Source organism: Microbulbifer weihaiensis (assembly GCF_048323715.1).
Taxonomy (GTDB): Bacteria; Pseudomonadota; Gammaproteobacteria; order Pseudomonadales; family Cellvibrionaceae; genus Microbulbifer.
Window position 1 is genome coordinate 162202 of the sequence record NZ_JBLWFL010000008.1, and the last position, 26220, is coordinate 188421.

The window sequence follows — 26220 nt, forward strand, 5'->3', positions numbered from 1 at the left end:
TTCGGCGGCCACGCCGCCCCAACTCGACTAACCCTGGGAAAAAGATCATGCCGACACTGGCCAACACCGACTTGCTGCGCGCACAACTGTATATCGACGGCCAATGGGTGGCCGCCGACTGCGGCAAAACGTTTGCGGTAACCAACCCGGCAGATGGCACGAAAATCATCGACATCGCCGATGGCGGCGCGGTTGAAACCCGGCGCGCCATCGCCGCAGCGGAAACCGCCTTTGACTCCTGGCGCAAGGTGACGGCCAAGGAGCGCTCGGCAACACTGAAGCGCTGGTACCAGCTGATCATCGAGCACCGCGAAGACCTGGCCCAGCTGATGACAGCAGAACAGGGCAAACCGCTGGCCGAGTCACGGGGAGAGGTCAACTACGGCGCGGCGTTTGTGGAGTGGTTTGCCGAAGAGGGCCGGCGCATCTATGGCGATACCATTGATGCCAACGATCCGAACCAGCGCATCATCACACGCAAGCAGCCGGTTGGTGTGGTCGCAGCGATTACCCCGTGGAACTTCCCCATCGCCATGATTACCCGCAAAGTGGCGCCGGCGCTCGCTGCGGGCTGCACTATCGTGCTGAAGCCAGCAAAGGAAACCCCACTGTGCGCACTGGCGCTGGCGGCACTGGGCGAGGCCGCAGGTATTCCCCCGGGCGTATTCAGTGTGGTGACCGGCAGCAGGGCCAGTGAAATCGGCGCGGAGCTGACCGGCAATCCCAGCGTGCGCAAATTGACCTTCACCGGCTCCACCGCCATCGGTAAAACACTGCTGGCGCAGTGCGCCGAGACCATCAAGAAAACATCCATGGAACTCGGTGGCAATGCGCCGTTTATCGTGTTTGACGATGCCGACCTGGATGAAGCCGTGCGCGGGGCCATGGCCTCGAAATATCGCAACGCCGGCCAAACCTGTGTCTGCGCCAACCGCATCCTGGTGCAGGAGTCGGTATATGAAGCCTTCGCGCAAAAACTTGTACAGGCGGTCGCAGAACTGAAGGTCGGCAATGGTGCGGACGACGGCGTCACCATCGGTCCGCTGATCAATCGCGCCGCCCTCGACAAGGTGAGCAGCATCGTCAACTGCGCCGTCGAAAATGGTGCGGAGGTACTAATTGGCAGGGAAGGTTCGCGCGGTGCAGAGGAAAACTATTACTACCCCACCGTACTGGCCAATGTGAATGAAGCGATGGATATTTGCCACGAGGAAATTTTTGGCCCGGTGGCCCCGCTACTTACCTTCCATACCGAGGAAGAAGCCATACGTATCGCCAATGCTACGCCCTATGGCCTGGCCGCCTATTTCTATGCACGTGATATCGGCCGAGTGTCGCGTGTCAGCGAAGCCTTGGACTACGGCATTGTCGGTGTGAACGAGGGCATCATTTCCACAGAGGTTGCGCCATTTGGGGGCATGAAGGAGTCCGGTATCGGCCGCGAAGGTTCGAAATATGGCATCGAAGACTATCTGGAAATTAAATATGTGTGCCTGGGTGGCGTAAACCGTTAACTCTGAGCCAAGAATAGGGCCAAAAATAGGCCCAAGAATTTTGAGAACCGCGCCCGTTTTCGAGCATTTTATTGCGCGCAGCACCGGCGGAAATGAGCAGCCGCACAGCCTCGGTGAGATTTAATCGTCGACCACGGGGCAAATCGGCCTTTCCATGTTGCGCGTTTTTTCTATAATGCGCCCCTACATTCAAAAAACAGTGAGTACTGTTTTATATTTCAGGAAGGACACCAGAGATAAAATGGTAGCGGTCAAATCCAGAAAAACGAGCAAGGCCAAGGCGAAACCCGAGGAAGGCACCAGCTGGCAGTCGCAGAAGAGTGCGCTTACCCGTGACCGCATCCTCGACGCCGCCATTGATTGCTTTATCAATCTTGGTTACACCAACGTAACCACCGCGAAAATTGCCGATTTCGCCGGTGTTTCCCGCGGGGCCATGTTGCACCACTTCCCCTCCAAGAACGAGCTGATCCAGGCTGCGGTGGAATACCTGCACGGTAAACTGCTGGCGGATTACTCTGAGCGGGTCTCCAAGATCTCGCCGCGCTTAAAGGGCAAGAACCGTCGCCGCGCCGGCCTCGACGCCTACTGGGAGCACCTCACCAGCGACCTGTTTGTGGCCTACCACGAGCTGTGCGTCGCCGGCAGAACCGACGAGGAATTGCGCGCCATTCTTGAGGACTCCACCATCCGCTTCGAGGAGCACGTGCGCAACTCCAACAAAGAGATGTTTGCCGAGTGGGAGGACCGCGGCGAGCTCTACCTGCTGGCGATGGATCTCACCAAATTCCTGATGGAAGGTATGGCCGTGGGCCAGTTCGGCATGAACCGCGACAAGCGCGTCAAGCGACTGCTGGATTACCTTGGCGACCGCCTCGAAGAGATTTTTTCGGATACCGGGCCGAGCGCCATTGCCCAGCACTCGAAAAGTCGTTGAGTGTCATTTATCCCCAACACAAAAAGGCCACCCCAAGGGTGGCCTTTTTATTTGGCATTGCCGCCGGGCAAACACCGCAAACGGCAACTCCCAGGCCCTACGCAGGCCAACCCTGGTGACCTACGCGGTGAGCGCCATATAGCGTTCCAGGCAGTGATCCTCGTCACCGTACAGCAAACCGAGCAACATCAAGCGCTTGAAGTAATGGCCCACGCTCAACTCGTCGGTCATACCGATACCGCCGTGCAACTGTACGGCCTCCTGCGACACCAGGCGCCCGGTTTCCGCAAACTTCACCTTGAGTGCCAGGCAGGCTGCGACGGCTTCCTCGCTACCCTCATCCAACAGGATCGCGGCGTTCAGTAACAGCGAACGGGTTTCCTCGATTTTCAGGTGCATATCCGCCATGCGGTGCTGCAGGGCCTGGAATTTGCCGATTGGCTGCCCAAACTGCTCGCGGGTTCGGGTGTATTCCACCGTGGTATCCAGCAGCACCTGCATCGCACCCAGAGCTTCGGCCCCCATGGCGACCATCGTGCGCGCCAGCACCTGGTCGATATAGCTATTCGCCTCGCCCGCCACCCCCAGTAACTGCTCCGGTGCAAGCGCTACCTGGTCAAAATGGACATGCGCGGCGTAGCTGCCGTCCACCGCCATAAAGCTTTCACGCCTCACGCCGGGCTGGCTGGCATCGACAACAAACAGGCTGGGCCCGGCCTCGGTGGCCGCCGTCACAATCAGGAAGTCAGCGCTGGCGCCATTCAGCACCGAAAGCTTGGTGCCACTCAGGATATAGCCGGGGCTGCCCGATTCGGCCCTGACACCGGGCCGCGACATATCGTAACCGCTACCGTGCTCCGCAAACGCAAAGGCCCACTGGGACTGCCCCGAGATAATGCCCGATATATAGCGGTCCTGTTGCGCCTCATCCCCAGCACACTGCAAAAAGCCCCCGCAGGTCACCACCGTGGGCAGGAATGGCTCGCGAATCAGGCCCTTGCCCATGGCCTCCGCCATCACCATGATGTCTACCGCGCCGCCGCCGAAGCCGCCCTGCGCCTCACTGAATGGCATGCACAGCCAGCCCAGCTCGGCAAACGTGCGCCAGGTTTCCGGGTCATAACCCGGAGATGACCTGAGCAGCCTGCGGTGCCGCTCGACGTCGCAGTGTTCCCGAATAAACTTTTCTATGCTGTCGCGCAACAGTACCTGCTCTTCGGTCAATGAAAAGTCCATAGCAAGCTCTTCCGTTCAATCGTTTCAGTCGTTGTAGTGCAAAGCATTTCGACCCTGGAGCCGCACCGTTGCGTCCCATTATTCTGATAAGAACCCATCCAGGTTCAATTAGGCGCCATATTTTCGGCCCCGATCTCACGCTACCAAAAGCCCCCGCATAAAACAATCCGTACATCCTGTTTTATTAATTTTTAAATTCCCATAGACTGTCGTACCACGATTGAAAACAGCCAAAGCGCACCATTCGGCGCCCTTCACAAGAGCCGCGCCTGAGCGCAGATACGGGAGAGGAACTTCGATGGATATCACCATGAACGCCACTGACCTCGGGACAACCACCCTCGCCGTTGAACTCGAGAAGATCCTCGCCGCACAGCGCGCGGCATTCAACGAGGAAGGGCCCGTCAGCGCTGAAACCCGGATCGAGCGTATTGATCGGGCGATCCGCCAGCTGCTGGACTACCAGGATGACCTAGTGGAAGCCATGCACGCCGACTTCGGCCACCGCTCCTGCCAGCAAAGCAAGCTGATGGATGTGGCCGCAGCCGTTGGCCCGCTGCAACATGCGAAAAAGCACCTGCGCAAGTGGATGCAGCCCGAGCGACGTCGCACGATGTTCCCGCTCAATCTGTTCGGGGCGCGCTCCAGAATTGAATACCAGCCACTCGGCGTGGTCGGGATCATCAGCCCATGGAACTTCCCGGTGAATCTCGCCTTTGCCCCGCTGGCCCAGGTACTGGCCGCCGGCAACCGGGCCATGATCAAGCCATCGGAATTTACCCCGGCCACTTCCGAGATAATGCGCCAGCTGATCAGTGAAGCGTTCGCGCCTGAAGAAATCTGCGTGATTACTGGCGGCGCGGATGTCGGCCAGGCCTTCAGCGCCCTGCCCTTTGATCACCTGGTGTTTACCGGAGCCACATCAATCGCCCGTCACGTAATGGCCGCGGCGGCCAAAAACCTGGTACCGGTGACCCTGGAGCTGGGTGGAAAATCCCCGGTGATCGTTGGCCGCAGTGCCGACCCGCAAATGGTCTGCGACCGGATTATGTGGGGGAAGATCACCAATGCCGGACAAATCTGCCTGGCCCCCGATTATTGCCTGGTACCGGAAGAGCAACTGCAGGAGTACGTCGATGGGTTCCGCGCGGCGGCCACCAGGATGCTGCCAACATTACTGGATAACCCGGATTACACGTCAGTAATCAACGAACGTCACTACCAGCGCTTGCAGGGATATATGGCGGATGCAGTAGACAAGGGCGCGACCCTGGTGGAAATCAACCCGGCAGAAGAGGACTTCGCCAACCAGCCCGCCCGCAAAATCCCGCCGACCCTGGTACTGGACGCCACCGATGACATGCTGATCATGCAGGAAGAAATCTTTGGCCCCCTGATGCCGGTGAAAACCTATCGCCAGCTCGGCGAGGCCATCAGCTATATCAACAGCAAACCGCGTCCGCTGGGTCTGTACTATTTCGGCGATGACGCCGCTGAAGAGAGAGCGATTCTCGATCGCACCCATTCCGGCGGTGTGACCATCAACGACGTGTTGATGCACGTAGCCCAGGAAGACTTGCCATTCGGCGGTGTCGGCCCCAGCGGCATGGGTGCCTACCACGGCTTTGATGGTTTCAAGAGTTTCAGCCACGCCCGATCCATTTACAAACAGACCAAGCTCGATGTTGCTTCCATGACCGGCATGAGCCCGCCGTTTAACGCAAAAACCGAAAAAACCATTGCACAGATGCTGAAGGGCTAACCCGGTACGACATTGCACAGGACGGAGCGACGCTATGGAGAATTACAAGGTTTGGGAGTGCCTGGTGTGCGGCTGGGTCTACGACGAGGCGAAAGGCTCGCCCGAGGATGGGATTGAGCCGGGAACACGCTGGGAACAGGTGCCCGATGACTGGCTGTGCCCGGACTGCGGTGTCGGTAAACAGGACTTCGAGATGGTGATCGTGGCCACTTCCGCACCAGCAGAAGCACTACCCACCGAGCAGGAGACTTCTGCCCAGGCCCAGGCAGCGGAAGCCGCACGCCCCGTTGTCATCATCGGCTCCGGCCTCGCCGGGTACAACCTGGCCAAGGAAATCCGCAAGCTCGACAATGCGCTGCCGGTTGTGCTGATCACCGCAGACGACGGCAGTTTCTACTATAAGCCACAGCTTTCCACCGCATTCCACAAAGGCAAAAGTCCCGCAGAATTGGTCACCGCCACCGCAGACGAGATGGCGCGGCAGCTGAATATCGAAGTTCTGCCATTCACCAAGGTCATTGCTATCGACCGCGAACAGAGGTTGGTGGTCGCCGGTTCGAGATCCATCCCCTACGGCAAGCTGGTACTGGCCACAGGTGCCGCTGCCGTCGAGGTGCCGCTGCCGGCAAAATCCATCGGCAGTATTTACCAGATCAACGACCTGACGGACTACCGTCACTTTCACGCGGCTATCAAGGGTGCCAGGAAAGTACTCATCATCGGTGCCGGCCTGATCGGGTGCGAATACGCCAATGACCTGACTCTTGCGGATTATGAGGTTGACGTGGTCGATCCAATGCCCGGCCTGCTGTCCGGGCTGCTGCCAGCCACGGCAGCGTTGTCGGTGCAGGCCGCCATGGAAGCGGCCGGTGCTCACTTCCACTTCAACACCACCGTGAAGAAGTTGAGCCCCGCGTATGGTGGCGGCGTGCTTGCCCGACTGGCAAACGGTCAGTTGCTTGAGGCCGATATTGTGCTGTCGGCGATCGGCTTGCGGCCACGGGTCGAGCTCGCCGCAGCGGCAGGGCTCGCGACCCGCCGGGGCATCTGCGTAGACCGAACGCTGCAGACCAGCGATGCCGATATTTTTGCGCTCGGCGATTGTGCCGAGGTCGATGGGCAGCTCAGGCTCTATGTGGCACCGCTGATGGCCTGTGCACGCGCCCTTGCACACACACTCACAGGTGAACCAACGGTAGTTCGCTATGGCGCCATGCCGGTCGCGATCAAAACGACGCTCTACCCGGTGGTAACAAGCCCGCCGGAGCAGCAGGTCATTGGTGAGTGGGTTATTGAACAAAGCACTCCAACCGGAGTAAAGGCGGTCTTCAGAAAGACGGACGGCGAAATCGCGGGCTTCGCGCTGACGGGAGAATGCACAAAAGAACAGGACTTCCTCGCCCGGGTGTCACCACCATTGATGACGTGACACCCCGGCGCAAAAAATCAATCGTCTAACTCAGCGCAACGCCTCAGTAATCCTGGCTGAGGCGGCGCGCGCTTCCGCTACCATACGCTCAATCAGCTCGGCACAGGTGGGAATATCGTCGATCAGGCCCATGACCATGCCCACGGTCCAGATCCCATCGTCGATTTCACCCGCTTCAATGCAGCGCTCGCGCCCGCGCTGGCCAGAAACCAGCGGCTGCAGATCAGAGAAATCTGTCTGCCCCGGCCGCGCCTCGATACTGGTAACCTCGGCCGAGATCGGGTTTTTGAAGACCCGGCAGGTGTTGTTCAGGCTGCGCAGCATCAGCGTGGTCTGGTTCTCGTCCGCGTCCACCATCGCGCGCTTCATATTTTCGTGAACCGGCGCCTCCACAGTAGCCACAAAGCGGCTGCCCATGTTGATTCCCTCAGCACCAAGCGCCATCACGGCTGCCATCTGCGCCCCCGTACCGATACCGCCAGAAGCCACCATGGGAATCTTCAGCCGGGAGAATGCCACCGGCAACAGGACCAGGTTTGGTATGTCGTCTTCACCTGGATGACCCGCACACTCAAACCCATCGACACTCACCGCATCGCACCCGATCCGCTCAGCCTTGAGTGCATGGCGAACCGAAGTACATTTATGAATGACACGGACTCCGGCGCGCTTGAATGCGGCCATATACGGCTCGGGGCTGCGGCCCGCGGTCTCGACAATCGTCACACCGCTGTCGATGATCGCCGCAACGTACTCATCAACCGGAACCGGCTTTATCGAGGGCAGAAGTGTCAGGTTGACCCCGAACGGTTTGTCCGTCATTGACCTGCAGCGCGCTATCTCCTGCCTGAGTGCTTCCGGTGTGGGCTGGGTAAGTGCGGTCAATATCCCGAGCCCGCCGGCGTTGGACACGGCCGCGGCCAGCTCCGCGCGCCCCACCCACATCATGCCTCCCTGGATAATGGGATAGCGAATGCCAAAGAGTTCCGTAATTCGTGTCTTCATGTCACGCCCTTGCGTTAACTTCCTGTGGGGAGAGCCTTACTTGCCGGTAAAGCGCGGCTGCCGTTTTTCAAAGAATGCCGTGGCGCCTTCCTTGAAGTCCTCACTGCGGTAGTGAATATTTTGCACCTGTGCCTCCCGGTCCATCGTCTGGGCCAGGCTGAGACCTGGTACCTCGCGCAACAACTGCTTGCTGTACTGCATTGCCAACGGCGCCTTTTCCGCAAGTGATTTTGCCCAACCGAGGGTTTCTTCAAGCAGGTGCGGCGATGCAACTACCCGATTTACCAGTCCGAGCTCGAGGCAGCGCGATGCGCTCAGGCGGCGGGATTCGGCGATCATCTCGAAGGCCCGCTTGCCCCCCAGGTAGCGGCTCAGGAACCAGTGGCTGCCGCCATCCGGGACCAGCCCGATTGCCGCGAATGCAGAATAGAAAAAGGCGTCTTCAGCCATCACCGCCAAATCGCAACAAAGGGCAATGGCCGCACCAATGCCCGCCGCGGCACCGTTGACGGCGCAGATGAACGGCTTGGGCGATTCAATAATGCCCTGCAAAATGGGGTGATACTCGGTTCTGAGCTGCTGTGTGATAAACCCATCCTGGTCGGCGTCCGGGTACTGCTCCGCCAGATCTGCGCCGGCACAAAAGCCCGGGCCGGCGCCAGCGAGAATAACAACCCTTACGTCCCGGTCATTGTTCGCTCGCGTTACGGCCTGATACAGCTCGGCCCGCAACTGTGCGTTCAACGCATTTCTTGACTGGGGGCGATTCAAGGTGATCAAAGCCACACGTTCTTCTACGCGGTAATCGACGGTTTCAAATGTTCTCATTGGCCTGACTCCACTCCGACGGTGAGTTGGGATTTTTTGACAGTAACGGGCAACAGTGACACATAAAAAAAATGGCCAGCAACCTGACCGAAACAACGCTCCATGCACGCAGACACAACACTTAATTGCCAACATTTACCTAGCCATAAGGCTATGAAGTTGACCCCTGAAAAAGAACCTTCTCCTGCATGGTCTTTAATGAAAAACGAGACCATCATGCCATTCATCAAGTGTTTTCCTGATCCTGTTATCGGGCAGGTGCACTCAACATTTTTACCTATTAACTTGCACGTCCACCAGCAAAACAATGACGATAATGGACAGAAATAGATATTTTGGGTACAAGGTAGTTTCCGAAGATAAACGGTGCGGTAAATGTGCAAAACCTAAAGCCCAGCCAGGCGTAATCTGAGCCAAACCGGAAAAAAATATGGCGGACATTTCAATACCACTGTATTTCGTCAAATCGGTAATCAGGCACGCGAAACAATACGGCCTGGACAGCAGCCAGCTGTTGCGCCGCAGCCGGATATCACCGAGGCTTTTACAGGGAAGCCAGGCCAGGGTCAGCGCCGAGCAATACGCAAGGCTGCAGACGCTGACCATGCGCGAGATGGGTGATGAAATGCTCGGCTACTGCCCCCAGCCAAGCCGCATCGGGCAGTGGTCAGCCCTGTGCCACTGGCTTATACGCTGCCGGAACCTTGGGCAGGTGCTGAAGAGATGCAGCTTGTTTTTCGCCATTGTGGAGAAGAGTTTCCTGCTGGAACTGACCATTGCCGATGAAGAGGCAATACTGGCCATACGCCCGGCAGCAGGAAACGCTACCCCCCCTGCCCCGTTCGCCTATGAACTCTTTGCTTTTAGCCTGCATCGGCAGCTGTGCTGGCTGACCAAGTCGAACATACCGCTGCAACGGGTCGCCCTCCCCTATCCCGAGCCGGAGCATATTGGCGAATACAGTGCGCTGCTCGCCGGCGCGCCCGCCAAATTTGGCGCGCAGGAATGCCAGCTGGTATTCAGCCGGAAGTTGCTGCAAATGCCGGTAGCGCAAACACCCGACACACTGGCCGAGTTTCTGCGCAAGCCACTGTACAACTTCCTGGTGAACAGCTTTCAGGCCACCAGTTGGCACCAGCGCATAAAGGCGCTGATCGGCAGTGACCTGAGCAAACTGCCCACGTTTGAAGAAATCGCCAGCACACTTGAGCAGAACCCCAAACGCCTTCGCCGGCTACTGAATGATGAAGGCCTCACCTACAGTGACCTGAAACTACAGCTCCGCAGGGATATCGCCATCAACCACCTAGCCAGAAAAAAATATTCGATTGAATATATCGCGCAAAAAACCGGATTTTCAGAAGCCAGCGCCTTCATCCGGGCATTTAAAATGTGGACGGGAGTAACGCCGCTGACCTACCGCAAAGACCTTGTTTGACTGCAGTGACTGTTGGATCACCCGAAATTGAGAAAAGGAAATCACCATGGCATCGCAGCTACATCCCGCCATTCAGGCTTTCATTGCCGCGTTCAGGGATTTGCCCCTCCCGCCCGTCAGCTCCATGGATGCGGCCACCATGCGGAGCATCTTCGACACCCCGCTACCGGTTGAACCTGTCGAGATCGGCGAAATCCGCGAGCTGCAGGTTCCCGGTGCCGAGAGCCCGCTGGAAGCGCGGCTCTACCTGCCCCAGTCCCAGCACAGCAACCGCTTGACCGTTTTCTTTCACGGCGGCGGCTTTGTAGTGGGCACGCTGGATTCCCATGACGGCCTGTGCCGCCGCCTGTGCCAAACGCTGGACAGCGCGGTCATTTCCGTGGCGTACCGCCTTGCACCAGAACACCCGTTCCCCGCCGCACCGGAGGACTGCTACGCAGCGGTGCAGTGGGCTGCGCAAAACCGCGCCGAGTTTGCATCAGCGGATGCCTCCCTGCTGCTTGCCGGCGACAGCGCCGGCGCTTGCCTGTGCGCGTCAGTCAGCCTGATGACCCGCGAGCGCGGCGGTGCAGCCATCGATGCACAACTGCTGTTGTACCCTACCGTGAATCTTCCCGCGGACAACGAAAGCTACAAACACTTCGGGAGTGGCGAGTATTTTCTCAGCTGCGAAATGATGGCGTTTTACTGGGGTCACTACCTGCAAGGTGACACAAGTCCCAGTGGCCTGGCCGCGCCACTGTTGAGCACCGACCTTTCCAACCTGCCACAGACCCACATTGTTGTGGCGGAGTTCGACCCGCTTCTGGATGAAGGGAATCTGTTCGCCGAAAAACTGCAACAGGCGGGCAACAGCGTGCACCTGCAGCAGGCGGTGGGCATGATTCACGGGTTTATGTGCATGCCGGGCGTGGATGCCGAGATCCGGCAATTACTGACCAATATTGCTAGGCGCTTGCCATAACCGCCAGCCTGTCGACTGGCGCCAGCGGCTATAGCGGCTATAGCGGCTGTGTATCCGCCTAGGCCAGTTCGAGTTCCAGCATTGAACTGAGCAAGGCGATCGCCTCCAGACACCACGCCACCCGGGCGCGTTCCGTAAGAATCCCGCGGCGCAGCGTTAGCTGCTGGATTCTGGCGCGGCGGCTCAACGGGCGCTCCCCCTCCTGATATTGCTGCTCGATCATCTCCAGGGACGCCAGGTTCTGGCGGTGGTACTGGAGGTGCTCGCTCACCTGATCCCGCAGCCGATCCGTCGGGCACATCTCCCCGGCGAAGAATTTGATCATGAGATCTTCGTTCAGCTGGGTTGGGGGTTGCGGTTTCAGCAGCCACCGGTCGAGGCACTGCCTGCCAGCATCGGTGATCTGGTAGATTTTTTTATCCGGCTTGCTGGTTTGCCGCGCTTCCGTGAAGGAAACCAGCCCCTCCTTTTGCATCGATGCCAGGGCACGGTAGACCGCCTGGTGACTGGTATTCCAGAGCCTGCCCAGACCCGCCGCGAACTGCCCATTGATCTCATAGCCGGTAGCCGAACCGTTCGCCAGGCTGACCAGAATCACGTGTTTCAACGACAACGCCACTTCTCCTTGCTCATATCTGCGCATCAAACACATATGATACATGTTGCATATGTAAGAATCCGCGCTTATTCTGCTTGGCGACCATAAATAAAACTTTGCTGTGCCCACTTCTGCTGTGCCGGCAACAACGGTGCGGGAAGTGCGGCCGGTTCACATGGAGGGAACCACCGTGTCTTCATTTCTCCTGATCAGTGCCAGTGCACTAATGGGCATCGCGCTATTGCTCGTGGGAATCTACCTGGCCTATCCGCGCCAGGTATTGGCGATGGTGCGGGCCCGCGCCAACGACAGCCTCGACCTCGATACCCATAACGGTAAAAGCGACTATTCCCTCCCAGGATTTTTGCCCGTGCGGGAAGAGCTGGAACACGAGCAGGTTAAAGTGGAAGGTTGCCTGCCAAAGGATTTGGAAGGTGTTTATTTACGCAATGGCACCAACTACCAGTTTGACCAGATCCAGTCCCGCCGGCATATGTTCAACGGTGCGGGCATGCTTCACCAGATACAGATACTGGACGGAAAGGCCACCTACTCCAACTGCTATATACGCACACCCAGATTCGAAGCGCAGCAAACACTGGGCCGGGAACTCTATGCCGAGTTCGGCGATATTGCCGGTGGTGGCAAGGCCGCACTATTCAAGGTGCTGGCAGAAGCCATGGAAAAACGCCGCGGGCTGATCCCGGCCATCCCGGATCTGGACAATGGCTCCAACACAACGGCCATTCAATTTCATCACGACAAACTCTACTGCCTGCAGGAAACCTGCCGGCCTTTCGTTCTCGACACCCGCATCGAAAACGGACGACTGGTGCTACCGGGCACCGGCTATATTGAAGATTTCAGCGGCCAGCTCGGCGCGCCCTTTACCGCACACCCCAAGATAGACCCGGCCACCGGCGACTGGTACTGGTACAGCACAGACATACGCTCCGGCAAAGTGCACTTTGGCCAGCTCACCGAGGGCAAGCTCAGCCGCTTCAGCGAGCTTCTCAGCGCAGAACCGGCCATTGGCTTCCTGCATGATTACTTCCTCACCGAACGCTACTCGGTGTTCCCAGACGTTTCTCTGCGCAGCGACATGAAAGCCCTCACAGGCAGCAGCGGAAGCCCGTTCTTTTTTGATCCCGACCACAAACTGCGATTCGGCGTCATAGCCCGCGACCACCAGGACGGCAAACCCATTCGATGGTTCACCACCGACCTGCCCGGCCATATCTGGCACGTGATCAACGGCTGGGAGGAAACCAGGGCCGACGGCGGCACGGACATTGTGCTGTTCGCGCCCGTATTCCGAGAATACCCGGCGACCGTCCCCATACACTCGTCCGACGAACCGCACGCGTACCTGCACAAATTCCGCTTCAACCTGGAAACAGGGGAAGTCACCGAACAGCGAAAACTGCTCGACCATTTCTATGAGCGACCAACCTACAACACCGCCTACACGGGCCGACAGAACCGCTATGCATACCTGCTGGACGAGCAGCAGAGCGGCGGCATTATGGGCAAAGGGGTGCTGAAGTACGACCTGCTGGAAGAGCGCGAACTCGAGTACTTCGATTATGGTGAATACTACGGTGGTGAAGCACTCTTTGTAGCCAGGCCCGACGCCACAGGGGAAGACGACGGCTACATCATCGACCTGCTGATGGCCGAAGACCGGGCCCACTTACTGGTACTGGATGCCCGCAACATGACCGAACTCGCGCGCCTGCACCTGCCGCAACGGGTTCCATTTGGTGTGCACGGTTGTTGGCTTAGCAATGTGCAGCTGGGGCAGCTGAAACATCCCGCATAGCAGAGTACACAACTAAAAAGGGGTGCGGTGAGTTTTCGGTTGGTTGTGCAACTCTTCTATTGACCCGTATATGTTGCACAACAATGAGGGCTGGTAGAACGCCTGTAGAATCGTTTTTCGACGCATTCGAAGACAGTGACGGTCTTTCGTCTTGGCATGCTTGATTTCATTCACGCTCAGGTACATCTGATTATCGTGCAACTCCAGCTTGCCATAGCACTCGGTGTCAAGATCGGTCAAGATGCGAATTACAGGTAGCTCCTGAGAGGCATCGAACGGCAGCACTCCGTCATTCATCAGGTTCACCACGGTGATAAGAGCCGAGGTCGTGTAAAGCTTGCAGCACACACCTTCGCTTAGGTATCAACATAGGTTTGCTGGAATACGTAGCCAATGCCTTTCAATGTCCAAATATAGAATGGATCTTGCGATCCCAGATGGTCCTGATACTAAGTTTGACTCCCTTCACTGGCTTCGTCGTCAGGACTGCTCACCTACATCAAATCCGGCAACCCCCTTATTTTCAAGGAAGTGTGTCAGATTTGAGCTAAGCAAATCTATGTCAAATGCTCCCAGCGGTGCTTGCCCTCGCAAGAATCAACCCATTGCTGTTGTTAAATAGAATTCGAAAGTTATTCTTAAATCCTGGCTTAATCGTTACATCTGTCGGAAATACGCAGTATTGGCTATCCGGACAAAGAGCATTAACTAACTCAAAGACATAACCACCCGGCTCTAAATATATAGTTATTTCTTCTCGCGTATTTAGCCACACTACATATTCGCCATCGATCTTCAAAAACACAGTTGCCAAGCTCCCCAAAAACCCTGCATCCCTAGTAATGGTTACAGGTATAGTTCGGTCACTGCTCATCGTGCGGAGATCTTTGTTATAAAGTCGCTCGCTGGGGGCGACTTTAATTTCATCCGCACTAGGAGGCTGCGTTGCACAACCGGAGATTAAGATTGCAGAAAAAACAATAAGCATAATAGAGACTTTCAAGATACTTCCTTTTTATATGAATGGTATTTCAATGGCCTTTTGATGCCCGACTCAGGTCTCCCCTTGCACACGATATTATGCCACTAAAAACCCCTAACCTAATTCACAATCGGTCAGGGCTTCAGGTAATCCTCGCCAAACGAAGCAATATTCTTGGCGGTTACTAGCTGAGGGCGTGGCGCATACCGTCTGGCAGCTCTAAAGAACAGCAGTCGCCCAAGCCAATATGCGACAACAGCCGCTGTAGTGCTGACCAACAGCATCTCAATATCGTAACCGGATAACGGAAGGTCGTGCCGGTCCTCCCTGAGGATATTCGTTGCAAACGCCCAATAAACGTTCAGCAAGTCAGCTCCGATCTGACGCCCCTGCTCAATGATGTAGTAACCCATGGCTCCACACCAGGCCAACAAGCCAAACGCAAAGGCATGCGCCTTACCTGTATATCGATTGAGTTTGTTCCAACGGGTTTGTGGCAGTTTCTGTAGCCGCTCCAAATTATCAAATAACTCCTGCCGCAACGGCATACATCTATCCATGATAGATCGCAACTCCTTGCCCAGCTTGCTGCGCGCCGAGAAAGTGCCATCCACATTCCTGGAAACGCCTTCACGCTCGCCCTTTTCGACAGCCTCGTCGATCTCAAGTTCGGCCCGACGGAGGTCTTCTACCCACTTTAAAAACGCTTCCTTTTCCCTTTCATTCAACCACACCCTTCCATGCTCATTCACAAATCGCCGACGATATTTGAGCGCACGGAATTGATTACGTACAAACCCGGCCACAAGTACAACGGGTGTTAGCAAGACGACCGCTATCACCGCGGCCACCAGAATGATCAACAAAACCAGCAGCGCATCATCTTTCGATTTCTTTCTGGCCATCCGCTCCCCCGAGAAATTTTCTATGGCTAGTATCGTTATTGTTATTCAACTGAACATCCTGATCGGAATTTACTTTGGGAAATGGAAGTTCCACACGCGCAGATATCCCTGTACCCACCAGGCCAGCTGAAAAGCTGATTCCTCGCCGCCCAAACGTTACCCCTACGCCCCTGCCACGCACAGAGAGCGAGAGAGACCTGCGAGAAACGTTCAGGTATATGAGTCCAGGTATCAGCGGCAACCTGCGGTAAAAATTTAACCGCACCATCAGCTACCGACCACTTTAACTGGATCAGGGCGCGCTAAGCTCTCTCCGCCCTCAGCATCCACACTCTCCGCCGGCCCATGCAGCAGTTCCCATACCCGCATCAACGAATAGGCGTAAAGAACAAAGATAAAACCGAACGCGATATTGAGGTTAAAGACAAGCTTTAAAATGGTGTCAAATGGTTCCGGGAATATACCGGCCAGGGAGTCCAGACCAGACTGAAATGACAGATATATACCGCAAAGATCCCGATCAAAAAAACTGATCACCGAGGACCAGATCGACACATCATTGAGGAAAAATACAACGCCCGAGTACAAAAACCCGATAATCAACCCGTGCTTAAACAGGGTTACGCGTAACACCTGACTAAGCTGTCGCTGGTTTGCAGACTTATTCCAATACAACATGCATGCCGCCAACATGACGAAAAGATAGGAAGACACTATCAGTGCAGCATTATGCTTTACCGGACAGGCCAACCCCCACCCCAGCATATAAAAAGCACAAACAGAGCCTGCAGTTTTCAGCATTACACCAAGACTGGGAAAAGACAGGTCACTCTCTTCAGAGTCGTAGAAAGTTGAAATGAGTTGATACTTTGCAAAGAAGATTGGCGTTAGAAATATTGCCGCCAGAAACACGGTAGCTGTGCCGAACAACACTGGCCAAAACTGCAGTGCGTATACGCCGGCGATCACAAGCACCAGAGCCGGAGCGGACCAAGCGCGTGCCCGCAACCAACTAATGAATTCACCAGAGTATTCTTGCCAATGCTTTATCACAGTGACTCCACCCTATTTTTTATAATTATTTTTTGAGGCCAGCCACCGATGAAAGATGATATTGGCGCCAATTCCCTCAACGATATCAGGTTTGTTTTTGTGATGGAATTCTCAGAAGTATTTTTTTCATTTTTGCCCGACCTGAGAACAGATTGCTCAGTAAATGCGCACCTCCACCGAAATTGCATCCGATACGGATACGCAGCGATAGCAAAATTGAAACCACTGAAGCTCAGCTACTTTCCTGCGGCAACCCTCACCTCCGCTCTCTGTAAAGGCTCTCCGTTCAGGCTGGGCGCAAACAGAAGACTCTTACTGATTTCGGGTAAACCACCCACAAAAGACATCAAGCCGCCTGGAACAAGACCACTCGGGTTAAAAAGGTAATTACTCAAGAGATCTGGCTTAGATCTGAGCAGGGGAAATATCGGAGGGGCGTACGGAAGGGATGGACTCAAAACGCGCTGGTGCGAGTTGATCGAACCGCGATGGCTCTCACCCGCCTACAGCGCAGACAAACAAAAAAACTTTATAAATCAGCTGCTTACATTGATACCGGAATGCCACCTTGTTCAAATGCGTAAAACTCTCATCCCAGATTGTGTAGCAATTTGCCCCCGTTAACCAGAGACGCTCTCGGCGCACTAGCTCGACAGCCCTATGCATGCGCGACAGGTAGCGCTTTGAAGTCGGCGGTGAAATCTTGTGAGAGAAACGCCCGCTGCATTTCCCAGTCGGACGACAAGCGGGCACTACCAAGAACGACCTTCCCCCTACCAAACCGCTCATTGATTAGAGCAAGGCATTCAGACACCACTCCATCGTCCCGGTGTCCAGAACTCGCGAACAGGTCATTCTGCACTTCCGACTCAACCTCAAGTGACGACAACATAATTGATGCCCTCCGGTACTCATAGTGCTCACCGAATACATCTCGAAGACAACCTCGAGCGGCCCCCACAAGTACTTGGGGAGTATTAGTCGCCGGTCGCAACTCAGTGTGTGCAGAGACCTCACGCCACTCTTTTCCTTGTGCTCGCCTCTGAACAGACACAACCAACCTCCCCGCCACACCCTGCTGAACTCTAAGCTTTTCACTTGCGAGCAATACATGGTTGGCCACAGCGGCCATCAGAGCATCGAAGTCTTGCAGCAACTTGCCGAATGTCCGACCAGAAACTATTTCATTCTTGGCTTGATCCATCGGGGTAAGCTCTATGCAAGGTGTGCCCTGTAACTCCCTGACGGTGCGCTCAAGAGTCACACCGAACGCCTTCCGTATGGTCGGCAAGTGTGCGTTGGAAAGCTCCCAGGCAGTCCCAATGCCCATAGCTTCGAGTCGCTTCGACAATCGCCGCCCAACACCCCAGACTTCACCGACCGGCAACTGCATCAAAAGTTGTTGTCGATGATACTCACTACCGATCTGTAGCACTCCTCCAGGCACACCCAGCGTCTTCGCAAAGTGATTCGCGGCCTTCGCCAACGTTCTCGTAGGGGCGATTCCAGCGCAGCATGGCATGGACGTCCACTGGCGCACGGAGGCCACCAGCCGTTGACAATGCAATGCTAGCCGTTCACCAAAGCCGTGGAAGTGCAGGAAGCTCTCATCAATGCTGTACTGCTCAACGTCAGGGCAGAACTGCTCCAGCGACGACACGAATCGGCAGGACATGTCATGGTAAAGGGTGTAGTTACTGCTTCGAGCAACCACTCCTCGCTCACGGAATAACTGCCTCACCTCGAAGACAGGAACCCCCATCTTCACCCCCATTGCTTTAACCTCCGCACACCTAGCGATCACACAGCCGTCGTTGTTGGAATAGACGGCGACGGGCTTGTGTCGGAGGCTTGGGTCGAAGGTTCTCTCGGAGGACACATAGAAGTTGTTTACATCGACAAGAGCGACCTGATTGGCCTGTAAATCCCAGCGCTTCATGCTGCCCCCCGATGGCGAGTGAGGCTGGCGATCACCACTCCATCCAAGTCAAATTGTGGAGCTCGCTCCAGAACGATGTCGGGATAGTCCGTATTACCTGCCACCAAGCGAACTGGCTTGGTTCGGTACTGCTTAACCAGGAAGCCGTCGGCACATCCCGCAATAACAATGTCACCGTCATGCAGATCACAGCTACGGTCGACAACCAAAAGGCTACCGTGGTGAATTCCGTGATCACTCATCGAGCGCCCCTCTGCTTTCACCAGGTAAGTCGCAAAGGGGCGCCGGATTAACCAGTCATGGACAGATTGAGGCTTGGGGCTGGGATCAGGCCGGCGACGATACAGGCGGATCGTAGCGGCAACCACGACGCCTATATCAGACTCAGGCGTCTGCTCACAAGGCCAATCCAGTAACTCGTCCATGTCCGCAATCCAGAGCTGGTCTCCAGCTACGGGTCGCATGGCCAAGTCCAACATGAGGTATGTACGGCCATCACTCCCCCAAGGGGACAACTGGCAAGCTGCACGTGTCGGCCAGAGCCAGTCGTCCAAGACCAAGGGCTTGGCAGAATAGGCAGCGGCTGGAGATGGAAATCCAGCTGAGACAGCGACAGGCAGGAAAGGTACGGGAATTGGCGCTACTGTATTCATATACAGTATTCTGGGCAAGCTACGAACTTCGGTCAACACTCTTGTATGAGCAGAACTGACTGGACTTTAGTCGGTACGGTTCCCTTGAGTTCAGAATGAGCTTCAAGCAACGAGCGGCACAGCCTCCGACGAATAAGAAAGACAACGATGCACGGATTTATTTCTACATGGAGGAGATATACGGCCTCTCACCAGACACCTAAAGCGACCTACCCACCCTCATTGGAGTGGAGATACGGCGTCACAAGACACGTTTTCATGCCCGATATCTCTACTTCAGGAGACCAGTCAGCGCTATACTTCCCACGACAAATCAACCCGCTGCAGCGCCGCTGTACGCACTCCCGATGAAAAACCTTCAAGATGTCTTCCTGGAGTTTGTTAACGAACAGCATCGTTTCTGGGGCAAGCTTCAGTGTAAGTATCAATACTCGTTCCCCGACCTAGAAGTATCGGCTAACGGAGATAACCTATATTGCACCCTCACCTTTAACTCAGATAGGCACTATTGCTGCTGGGCCCAAAGCTGTCATATCGGCTTTCGGTATGAGCATTACTGGGAAGAATTCAGGGAGCTACTCTCTAAAGCCGCCATGAACCCTTCAAGGCTTTGCCTGCATGTAAAGGTAAAGATATCTGCTGGAGCGACCTTCGCCAATCGTAACTGCTGCCGGCAAGATAAATTTGGTTATGATGCTCCGTTTTCTGCACTCAAGCTGCACTACGAAGACACAATTCAAGAAGCACCTACTTTCGACGAATTCATCAACGACGGGGCAGTAGATATCAGCAGCCCATTGCGCGACTGCTTCCATGACTTTAATGATCATCACGAAACTTTAGAGCAAAGACACGGAATCAAACTAAAACCCTCGCTCTATGAAACCTCAGGTGCCATCAAAGGACATACCATCTGGATTAGGCGCAGGCTGTTGTCATCCGGTGATTTCGACGATCCAGAGATACACTTCCATACCAACTTGGACATGGGTGTTGAATACTGGGATTACTTAAGATGGGTTCTGGAAACACACCAAGTTGAACTACCTCGTAGACTCAAGGTTATCTGGGAACAGATCACCGAGGCAGGAGCTACCTTCTACTCAGGATGGCCTTGGAGCTCAACGGAAACCTTTCGGGAATGGATGCTGATGTGGGAAGAGATACCGGACCAGCCTGAGCCAGAGGGGGTAGATACATCATATCCATCGCCGCTGGGCTAAGTTGCTGAGCGCATGCTTCAGGCTCAGGCGCTCAGTGTCGATGAACTCCTCAAAGTGCCCAGTGCAGGAGCCGCAATGAAAAGAGAGTTAACCGGTTTGATACGCCGCAATGCACTCGCCATTGGACTGTACCAAGCGCTTGCTGACTTTTTTCCTCTGTCCCATAGGAAAAATTCCAAGAAGACTGGTGTCGCCGCTTATCTCGCTATGAACGTAAGATGACGGAATTCAAAAAACGTTTCGGCGATTTACGAGTATCGAGAAAGCCTTTTCTCGGCAAAACTTCGGAGTGGAAACACGGGAGGGATGGACTCAAAACACGCTTCAGCGTGTTTTGACCCTGCGGGCTCGGCTGGCGCCTCGGTCTCAACTCGCGGTGCGAGCTGATCGAACCGCGAGGGTTCTCACCCGCCCACAGCGCGGACAAACAAAAAAGCCCAGCATATAGCTGGGCTTTTTTGTTTATTGGCGGTGAGGGAGGGATTCGAACCCTCGATACGTTTCCGTATACACACTTTCCAGGCGTGCTCCTTCGGCCACTCGGACACCTCACCAAATTGTATTGCGTTAGCGACGGAGTTTTTTCGAGCTTCCCGTCCACACGCCTGCGTGCTCGTCGGCTTTTTGCCTTGCTAATCAGTAACATAGCGCCCCGATCAGCGAGCGCGCACTTTACAAAAAGCCGACGGGGGTTGCAAGCGAAAAACGAAAAAAAATACGCCAGTCGTTCGCCGAGTGTGAAATCACGCCCCTTTCCATTCGGCAAAATAATCTTCAACGGCGAGTTCGGGTGCCGGTCTCGGGGCTTTCTGGGGGGTGCCCATGTAGATGAAGCCGCTTATTTCTTCATTGTCGGCCAGGCCGAGGGCGTCGGCGACTTGCCGGTTCTCTGCCAGCGCGCCGGTGCGCCAGTATGCGCCCACGCCTTCGGCAAACGCGGCTGTCAGCATGGCCTGCACTGCGCCGGCAGTCGACATGCGCTGCTCATTGAAGGGGACTTTCGGGTGCTCCTGCAGGCGGGTTACGGCCACTACGATCAGGGGCGCCCGCAGCGGCATAGCGAGCGTGCGCTCACGCTGGGACTCGGGCAGCGCTGCGCCGGATTCCTGCTCAGTGGCGCGGAGATAGATTTCGCCCAACCGGTCACGCGCTTCGCCTTCGACCACAAGGAAGCGCCACGGGCGCAGGTTGCCGTGATCCGCTGCGCGCAGGGCGGCGCGGAAAATATTCTCACGCTGCGCGGCATCTGGCGGCGGATCTGCCAAAACACCTATCGAAACCCGGTTGTGCAATGCCGCCAGCGCGTCCATGTTCTACTCCTGTTTTTAACTGCCCAGTCACCGCAGCCGATTTGTGCGGTGGTACTCAATAGCGGGGATTTTAACTCAATTCCCGCAACTTCCGGCCTGCACATGCGTACCAATTGAAACCAGTTTCTAAGAAGGCGTCGCTTTCCCATCCCTACAAGGGTAAACTTTGCGCCTGTCCGTGACGCATGCCACTAAATGATTAAAAAAAGCGGCGCGGAAGGCGGCAAAGCTGTCCGCCGCTGACAAATAAAGAAATGCATGACCGCAAAGTTGCTCACTGAATCCGGCAAGTTTGCGACCGGGGTGCCGGGTGACTTCCGCCCTGTTCCAGCCCGCTGTTTTATACCGAATATAAAGAAACCAGTTGATGCAGAATCTGGCCGCAGAAACCAAAGGGCGCGATACGGAATCCCGTTACCCGCTCTACTTTCGTACACTGATCTGTTTTGCCGCGTCAGGAACGCTGCTGAACACCATCAACTGGTCGTCGCTGCCGGGCGATGGCTCACTGTTGCAGCTGGCCATGGCCGCCCTGCTGCTGGCCTACATCCCCATCGCTTATCAGATTACTCGCCGCAGCCTGCCAGATAACGCGGAGCAGGTACGGCGCTGGCTCGCGTTTGGCGATGCCCTGCTCATCGGCATGGCGATGGCACTGTCCAATTTCAGCCTGCTGCCCAGCCTGCTGTTTCTCACCATGGTGCAGTTCAATGCCCTGACCCAGGGCGGTGGCCGCTGCTGGTTTGAGCACAACACCGCGATGCTGATCGGTGTGGGACTCGGCTACGTTATGCACCGCCCGGCGCTGGTGGTGAATGCCGACCTGAATATCAGCGCGGCAAGCCTCATTGGTGTATTCACCTACTTCTGCGCGTATGCGTTCTATACCCACAAGCAAATCGCAAAACTGAAAGCGTCCAACGAGCAGCTCCAGCAGGAACAGCGCATCGCCAACCTGGCCAGCTACAAGCTGTCGCGCTACCTACCCAAGCGCCTGTGGCGCGCGGTCACCACCGGCAAGGAAAAGGAGATCGTCACCGAGCGCAAGCTGCTCACGGTATTTTTCTCCGACATCAAGGATTTCAGCCAGCTCACCGAAGAGATGGAGGCCGAGACCCTTACCCGACTGCTGAACAGCTACCTGACGGAAATGTCCCGCATCGTGGCGCACTACGGCGGCACCATCGACAAGTTCATCGGCGATGCGGTGATGGTGGTGTTTGGCGATGACCAAAGCAAAGGGCCAAAGTCAGATGCGCTGCGCTGCGTGGCGATGGCTCTGGCGATGCGCAAGCGCGTCAGTGAGATGATGCAGGAGTGGTACGACCAGGGGATCTCCCACCCTCTGCAGATCCGCATGGGCATCAATACCGGCTACTGCACCGTGGGCGTGTTCGGCACCGCCGACCACCAGACCTATACGGTTATGGGCACCCACGTAAACCTGGCGGCGCGCCTGGAAAGCGCGGCAGAGACGGGCGAGATCCTGATCAGCCACGAGACCTGGGCAATGATCAAGCAGACGGTGATGTGTCGCGACAAAGGACATGTCAGCGTGAAAGGCTTCAGTACGCCGGTCAAGGTCTATTCCGTTACCGACCTGCGCAAGAACCTGGGTGGCCAGCAGAGCTACCTTGAGGAGCACGCGCCGGGCTTCGCCATGCACCTGGACCTGGACAAGATCCGCAACTACGACAAAGAGAAGGTTCTGCAGGCACTGCAACAGGCGCAGGCGCGCCTGAAGAGCAAGGTCATCATCTAGACCGCTTTCTGAAAGGCCGGGCTTCAGGCCCGGCGTTTCACGCCCTTATACAATCCCTTTCTCACCCAATCTAATAGCCGCCCAAAACTCTTACTGCCGCGCAAATCGCCCCGGAAATACGATCTCACCGGTGGTGGTGCGCAGCGGGTTGATGTCCAGGCCGCCGCGACGGGTATAGCGCGCACACACGGTCAGGTGCTCGAACGCGGCCAGTTGCTGCAGGTCACAGAAAATCCGCTCAACACAGTGCTCGTGGAAGTCCTGGTGCTCGCGGAAGGAGATGACATAGGCCAGCAGTGCCGCCCTATCCAGCGCCGGCCCCTTATATTCGACCGACACCGTAGCCCAGTCCGGCTGGCCGGTAACCGGGCAGTTACTACGCAGCAGGTGGCTGTACAGCGTTTCCTCCACCACTTCGCCACTGGCGGCCAGCTTGAGCAGGCTCGCATCCGGCTGGTACTGCCGGGTTTCGATTTCCAGCCTGTCCAGGCAGAAACCGGCCGGCTTGTGCACTGCCAGCGCCGCATCTTCCACGTCAAACAGGGTAACTGCCACATCGCTGCCAGCGGCCGCACTCAGGTCAGCCTCAAGCACTTTTCGCACCGCGTCCGCCGATTCGAACTCGGTCTGGTTAAACGAGTTGAGGTACAGCTTGAACGATTTGGACTCGATCATCGCCGGGCTCGACGCCGCAAAGCGGAACCGCGCTACCGCCACCTGCGGCACCCCTTTCGGGCTCAGCCACGACAGCTCAAAGCCCCACCACTCGTCGGCACCGGTAAACGGCAGCGCGCCTCCGGCAAGGCCCAGTTGCGCACGGGATACAGCCCGCGGGATCGGATGCAGCAGCTTGGGGTTGTAGCTGGATTCGTAACGGGTCTCCTGCCCCAGCGGCAGGTTTTGCCAGTCTTCGCGATCCATAGATTCAGACTCTCCTCAGTGGCGCAGGCGCTTGCCGTGGCGCATCAGGTGCAATCCCCAGCCCGCCAGCAGCGCAATAAATACCAGAACACCGGTAAATGCCCACACCACGTTGATATCGGAAACACCCAATACGCCGTAGCGGAATGCATTCACCATGTACAAAATCGGGTTCAGCTTCGACAGCCCCTGAAAGAACGGTGACAGCAGATCGATGGAATAGAAGACCCCGCCGAGATAGGTCAGCGGCGTCAGCACAAATGTGGGAATAATCGAAATATCGTCAAAGCTGTTGGCGAAGATCGCATTGATGAAGCCGGCCAGCGCAAACAACACGGATGTGAGGAAAACGATCAGGATGGTGATGCCAATATGCTGCACAGACAGGGATGTAAACAGCATGGCGATAATGGTCACCACAAACCCCACGATCAGCCCGCGCGCCACACCGCCCAGCACATACCCGGCCATGACCACCCAGTTGGGTGTCGGTGACACCAGCAGCTCCTCGACACTGCGCTGGAATTTGGCACTGTAAAACGAAGACACCACATTGGCGTAGGAGTTGGTGATCACCGCCATCATGATCAGGCCCGGCACCACAAACTCCATGTAGGAATAACCGCCCATTTCACCGATACGGCTGCCGATCAGCGAGCCGAAAATCACGAAATACAGCGACATGGTAATGACTGGCGGCACCAGCGTTTGCGGCCAGATGCGGGTAAAGCGGCGCACTTCCCGGCGGAAAATCGTCGAGAAGGATGTCCAGATTGCAGCGGGATTCACGACGGCTCTCCTTCTTTGCCCTGCTTCACTTCGGCGAGCAGGGACACAAACAGCTCTTCGAGACGGTTGGCGCGGTTGCGCATACTGGTCACGGAAATATTCTGCGCACTGAGGTGGGCAAACAGGTCACTCAGGGACTGCCCCTTCTCCACGGTTACCTCCAGGCTGTGGTCATCCACCAGCCGGCCATCAAACTCGCCGAAATCCGGCGCTTCCGCCAGGGACTCGCGGGTGTCGAGAATGAACACTTCCCTGCTGAGGGTCTTGATCAGCGACTTGATCGAGGTGTTTTCCACGATATCGCCCTTGTCGATAATCGCGATGTTCCGGCACAGGCTCTCCGCCTCTTCCAGGTAGTGCGTGGTGAGGATGATGGTGGTGCCGCGCTCGTTGATCTCCTGCAGGAATTCCCACATGGAGCGGCGCAGCTCGATATCCACCCCGGCAGTGGGCTCATCCAGGATCAACAGCCTGGGTTCATGGATCAGCGCGCGGGCGATCATCAGGCGGCGCTTCATGCCGCCAGACAGCATCCGCGCCTGGGTATTGCGCTTGTCCCACAGCCCCAGCTTGCGCAGGTATTTCTCGGTGCGCTCTTCCGCCAGCGCCCGTGGCATACCGTAAAACCCGCCCTGGGTGCAGACGATGTCAAACACCTTTTCGAACTGGCTGAAATTGAACTCCTGCGGCACCACACCCAGCATCTGCTTGGCTTTGGGGAAGTCCTTGTCGATGTCGATACCGAAGATGGACACGCTGCCCCCGGTCTTGCGCACCAGGGAGCAGAGAATGCCAATGGTGGTGGACTTGCCCGCGCCATTGGGGCCTAACAGGGCAAAGAAATCGCCGGGCTGCACGTCAAAGCTGATGCCTTTCAGCGCCTGAAACCCGTTGTCATAGGTTTTCTGCAGATCGCGGATGGAGAGTGCGGCAGTCATGGAATCCAACTGTGTCGGTGATAGTGAGGGCTTATTCAACGCCCTAAAGGGCGACAATTCAACATGCGCCTGTTGCGCGCTGCCCTGCACCAAAAATCGGGCAAAAAAAAACCGCTCATTGAGCGGCTTTAAACTTGGAGCGGGAAACCGGGTTCGAACCGGCGACCTCAACCTTGGCAAGGTTGCGCTCTACCAACTGAGCTATTCCCGCC

24 protein-coding genes and 2 tRNA genes are annotated in these 26220 nt (G+C 56.3%); 10 read left to right on the top strand and 16 right to left on the bottom strand.

The window, feature by feature from the left end; translation table 11 throughout:
- Window positions 1–47 precede the first annotated feature (47 nt).
- The gene (locus ACNKU7_RS12035; RefSeq protein WP_418297234.1) at window positions 48–1514 is read left to right on the top strand and encodes an NAD-dependent succinate-semialdehyde dehydrogenase; all 1467 of its coding nucleotides are present in this window, start codon (window positions 48–50) and stop codon (window positions 1512–1514) included.
- A gap of 241 nt (window positions 1515–1755) precedes the next feature.
- A complete protein-coding gene (locus ACNKU7_RS12040) occupies window positions 1756–2451 on the top strand; it encodes a TetR/AcrR family transcriptional regulator (RefSeq protein ID WP_418297235.1) in 696 nt (231 codons plus the stop codon).
- A gap of 120 nt (window positions 2452–2571) precedes the next feature.
- On the opposite strand, the gene ACNKU7_RS12045 is transcribed toward ACNKU7_RS12040, so the two are convergent.
- Complete coding sequence (locus tag ACNKU7_RS12045; RefSeq protein WP_418297236.1) at window positions 2572–3687, bottom strand: acyl-CoA dehydrogenase family protein; 1116 nt, start codon at window positions 3685–3687, stop codon at window positions 2572–2574.
- 298 nt (window positions 3688–3985) lie between these two features.
- On the opposite strand from ACNKU7_RS12045, the gene ACNKU7_RS12050 reads away from it, so the two are divergent.
- A complete protein-coding gene (locus ACNKU7_RS12050; RefSeq protein ID WP_418297237.1) occupies window positions 3986–5449 on the top strand; it encodes a coniferyl aldehyde dehydrogenase in 1464 nt (487 codons plus the stop codon).
- Between the two features lie 34 nt (window positions 5450–5483).
- The gene (locus ACNKU7_RS12055; RefSeq protein WP_418297238.1) at window positions 5484–6878 is read left to right on the top strand and encodes an FAD-dependent oxidoreductase; all 1395 of its coding nucleotides are present in this window, start codon (window positions 5484–5486) and stop codon (window positions 6876–6878) included.
- 30 nt (window positions 6879–6908) lie between these two features.
- On the opposite strand, the gene ACNKU7_RS12060 is transcribed toward ACNKU7_RS12055, so the two are convergent.
- Both ACNKU7_RS12060 and ACNKU7_RS12065 read right to left on the bottom strand, forming a co-directional pair.
- The gene (locus ACNKU7_RS12060; RefSeq protein WP_418297239.1) at window positions 6909–7883 is read right to left on the bottom strand and encodes an NAD(P)H-dependent flavin oxidoreductase; all 975 of its coding nucleotides are present in this window, start codon (window positions 7881–7883) and stop codon (window positions 6909–6911) included.
- Between the two features lie 36 nt (window positions 7884–7919).
- Window positions 7920–8711: an enoyl-CoA hydratase/isomerase family protein gene (locus tag ACNKU7_RS12065; RefSeq protein ID WP_418297240.1), complete on the bottom strand. Its 792-nt coding sequence runs from the start codon at window positions 8709–8711 to the stop codon at window positions 7920–7922.
- 430 nt (window positions 8712–9141) lie between these two features.
- Here ACNKU7_RS12065 and ACNKU7_RS12070 point away from each other — a divergent pair, with 430 nt between their 5' ends.
- Both ACNKU7_RS12070 and ACNKU7_RS12075 read left to right on the top strand, forming a co-directional pair.
- Window positions 9142–10149 (top strand): AraC family transcriptional regulator, encoded by a 1008-nt coding sequence (locus tag ACNKU7_RS12070; RefSeq protein WP_418297241.1) that lies wholly within the window; start codon window positions 9142–9144, stop codon window positions 10147–10149.
- A gap of 46 nt (window positions 10150–10195) precedes the next feature.
- Window positions 10196–11113: an alpha/beta hydrolase gene (locus tag ACNKU7_RS12075; protein WP_418297242.1), complete on the top strand. Its 918-nt coding sequence runs from the start codon at window positions 10196–10198 to the stop codon at window positions 11111–11113.
- 58 nt (window positions 11114–11171) lie between these two features.
- On the opposite strand, the gene ACNKU7_RS12080 is transcribed toward ACNKU7_RS12075, so the two are convergent.
- Window positions 11172–11726 carry a PadR family transcriptional regulator gene (locus tag ACNKU7_RS12080; protein WP_418297243.1) on the bottom strand — a complete coding sequence of 185 codons (555 nt, stop codon included), beginning with the start codon at window positions 11724–11726 and terminating at the stop codon, window positions 11172–11174.
- 175 nt (window positions 11727–11901) lie between these two features.
- On the opposite strand from ACNKU7_RS12080, the gene ACNKU7_RS12085 reads away from it, so the two are divergent.
- Window positions 11902–13533, top strand: a complete 1632-nt coding sequence (locus tag ACNKU7_RS12085; protein WP_418297244.1) for a carotenoid oxygenase family protein — start codon at window positions 11902–11904, stop codon at window positions 13531–13533.
- Between the two features lie 562 nt (window positions 13534–14095).
- Here ACNKU7_RS12085 and ACNKU7_RS12090 read toward each other — a convergent pair.
- The 6 genes from ACNKU7_RS12090 to ACNKU7_RS12115 all read right to left on the bottom strand — a co-directional run bounded on the left by ACNKU7_RS12090 (window position 14096) and on the right by ACNKU7_RS12115 (window position 18837).
- Complete coding sequence (locus tag ACNKU7_RS12090) at window positions 14096–14536, bottom strand: hypothetical protein (RefSeq protein ID WP_418297245.1); 441 nt, start codon at window positions 14534–14536, stop codon at window positions 14096–14098.
- A gap of 113 nt (window positions 14537–14649) precedes the next feature.
- A complete protein-coding gene (locus ACNKU7_RS12095) occupies window positions 14650–15420 on the bottom strand; it encodes a hypothetical protein (protein ID WP_418297246.1) in 771 nt (256 codons plus the stop codon).
- The gene (locus tag ACNKU7_RS12100; RefSeq protein WP_418297247.1) at window positions 15395–15688 is read right to left on the bottom strand and encodes a DUF4236 domain-containing protein; all 294 of its coding nucleotides are present in this window, start codon (window positions 15686–15688) and stop codon (window positions 15395–15397) included. Before ACNKU7_RS12100 ends, ACNKU7_RS12095 begins: the two co-directional genes overlap by 26 nt.
- On the bottom strand, window positions 15688–16473 hold the full coding sequence (locus ACNKU7_RS12105; RefSeq protein WP_418297248.1) for a hypothetical protein: 786 nt from the start codon (window positions 16471–16473) through the stop codon (window positions 15688–15690). Before ACNKU7_RS12105 ends, ACNKU7_RS12100 begins: the two co-directional genes overlap by 1 nt.
- A gap of 658 nt (window positions 16474–17131) precedes the next feature.
- Window positions 17132–18412 carry a Y-family DNA polymerase gene (locus tag ACNKU7_RS12110; RefSeq protein WP_418297249.1) on the bottom strand — a complete coding sequence of 427 codons (1281 nt, stop codon included), beginning with the start codon at window positions 18410–18412 and terminating at the stop codon, window positions 17132–17134.
- Window positions 18409–18837 (bottom strand): LexA family protein, encoded by a 429-nt coding sequence (locus tag ACNKU7_RS12115; protein WP_418297250.1) that lies wholly within the window; start codon window positions 18835–18837, stop codon window positions 18409–18411. Before ACNKU7_RS12115 ends, ACNKU7_RS12110 begins: the two co-directional genes overlap by 4 nt.
- Window positions 18838–19412: 575 nt before the next feature.
- On the opposite strand from ACNKU7_RS12115, the gene ACNKU7_RS12120 reads away from it, so the two are divergent.
- Together ACNKU7_RS12120 and ACNKU7_RS12125 are read left to right on the top strand one after the other, a co-directional pair.
- A complete protein-coding gene (locus tag ACNKU7_RS12120; RefSeq protein ID WP_418297251.1) occupies window positions 19413–20288 on the top strand; it encodes a hypothetical protein in 876 nt (291 codons plus the stop codon).
- Between the two features lie 75 nt (window positions 20289–20363).
- The gene (locus ACNKU7_RS12125) at window positions 20364–20510 is read left to right on the top strand and encodes a hypothetical protein (protein WP_418297252.1); all 147 of its coding nucleotides are present in this window, start codon (window positions 20364–20366) and stop codon (window positions 20508–20510) included.
- Between the two features lie 244 nt (window positions 20511–20754).
- Here ACNKU7_RS12125 and ACNKU7_RS12130 read toward each other — a convergent pair.
- Both ACNKU7_RS12130 and ACNKU7_RS12135 read right to left on the bottom strand, forming a co-directional pair.
- Window positions 20755–20842: transfer RNA gene (locus ACNKU7_RS12130), tRNA-Ser, on the bottom strand.
- Window positions 20843–21031: 189 nt separating this feature from the next.
- Window positions 21032–21598: a nitroreductase family protein gene (locus ACNKU7_RS12135; protein ID WP_418297253.1), complete on the bottom strand. Its 567-nt coding sequence runs from the start codon at window positions 21596–21598 to the stop codon at window positions 21032–21034.
- Between the two features lie 367 nt (window positions 21599–21965).
- Here ACNKU7_RS12135 and ACNKU7_RS12140 point away from each other — a divergent pair, with 367 nt between their 5' ends.
- Window positions 21966–23360, top strand: a complete 1395-nt coding sequence (locus ACNKU7_RS12140; RefSeq protein ID WP_418297254.1) for an adenylate/guanylate cyclase domain-containing protein — start codon at window positions 21966–21968, stop codon at window positions 23358–23360.
- A 90-nt stretch (window positions 23361–23450) separates the two neighbouring features.
- On the opposite strand, the gene queF is transcribed toward ACNKU7_RS12140, so the two are convergent.
- The 4 genes from queF to ACNKU7_RS12160 form a co-directional block, all read right to left on the bottom strand.
- Window positions 23451–24281 (bottom strand): NADPH-dependent 7-cyano-7-deazaguanine reductase QueF, encoded by an 831-nt coding sequence (queF, locus tag ACNKU7_RS12145; RefSeq protein ID WP_418297255.1) that lies wholly within the window; start codon window positions 24279–24281, stop codon window positions 23451–23453.
- A gap of 15 nt (window positions 24282–24296) precedes the next feature.
- On the bottom strand, window positions 24297–25070 hold the full coding sequence (locus ACNKU7_RS12150) for an ABC transporter permease (protein WP_418297256.1): 774 nt from the start codon (window positions 25068–25070) through the stop codon (window positions 24297–24299).
- Window positions 25067–26008, bottom strand: coding sequence for an ABC transporter ATP-binding protein (locus tag ACNKU7_RS12155; RefSeq protein ID WP_418297257.1), 942 nt, complete (start codon window positions 26006–26008; stop codon window positions 25067–25069). Before ACNKU7_RS12155 ends, ACNKU7_RS12150 begins: the two co-directional genes overlap by 4 nt.
- A 135-nt stretch (window positions 26009–26143) precedes the next feature.
- Window positions 26144–26219, bottom strand: a tRNA-Gly gene (locus ACNKU7_RS12160).
- Window position 26220: the final 1 nt, after the last annotated feature.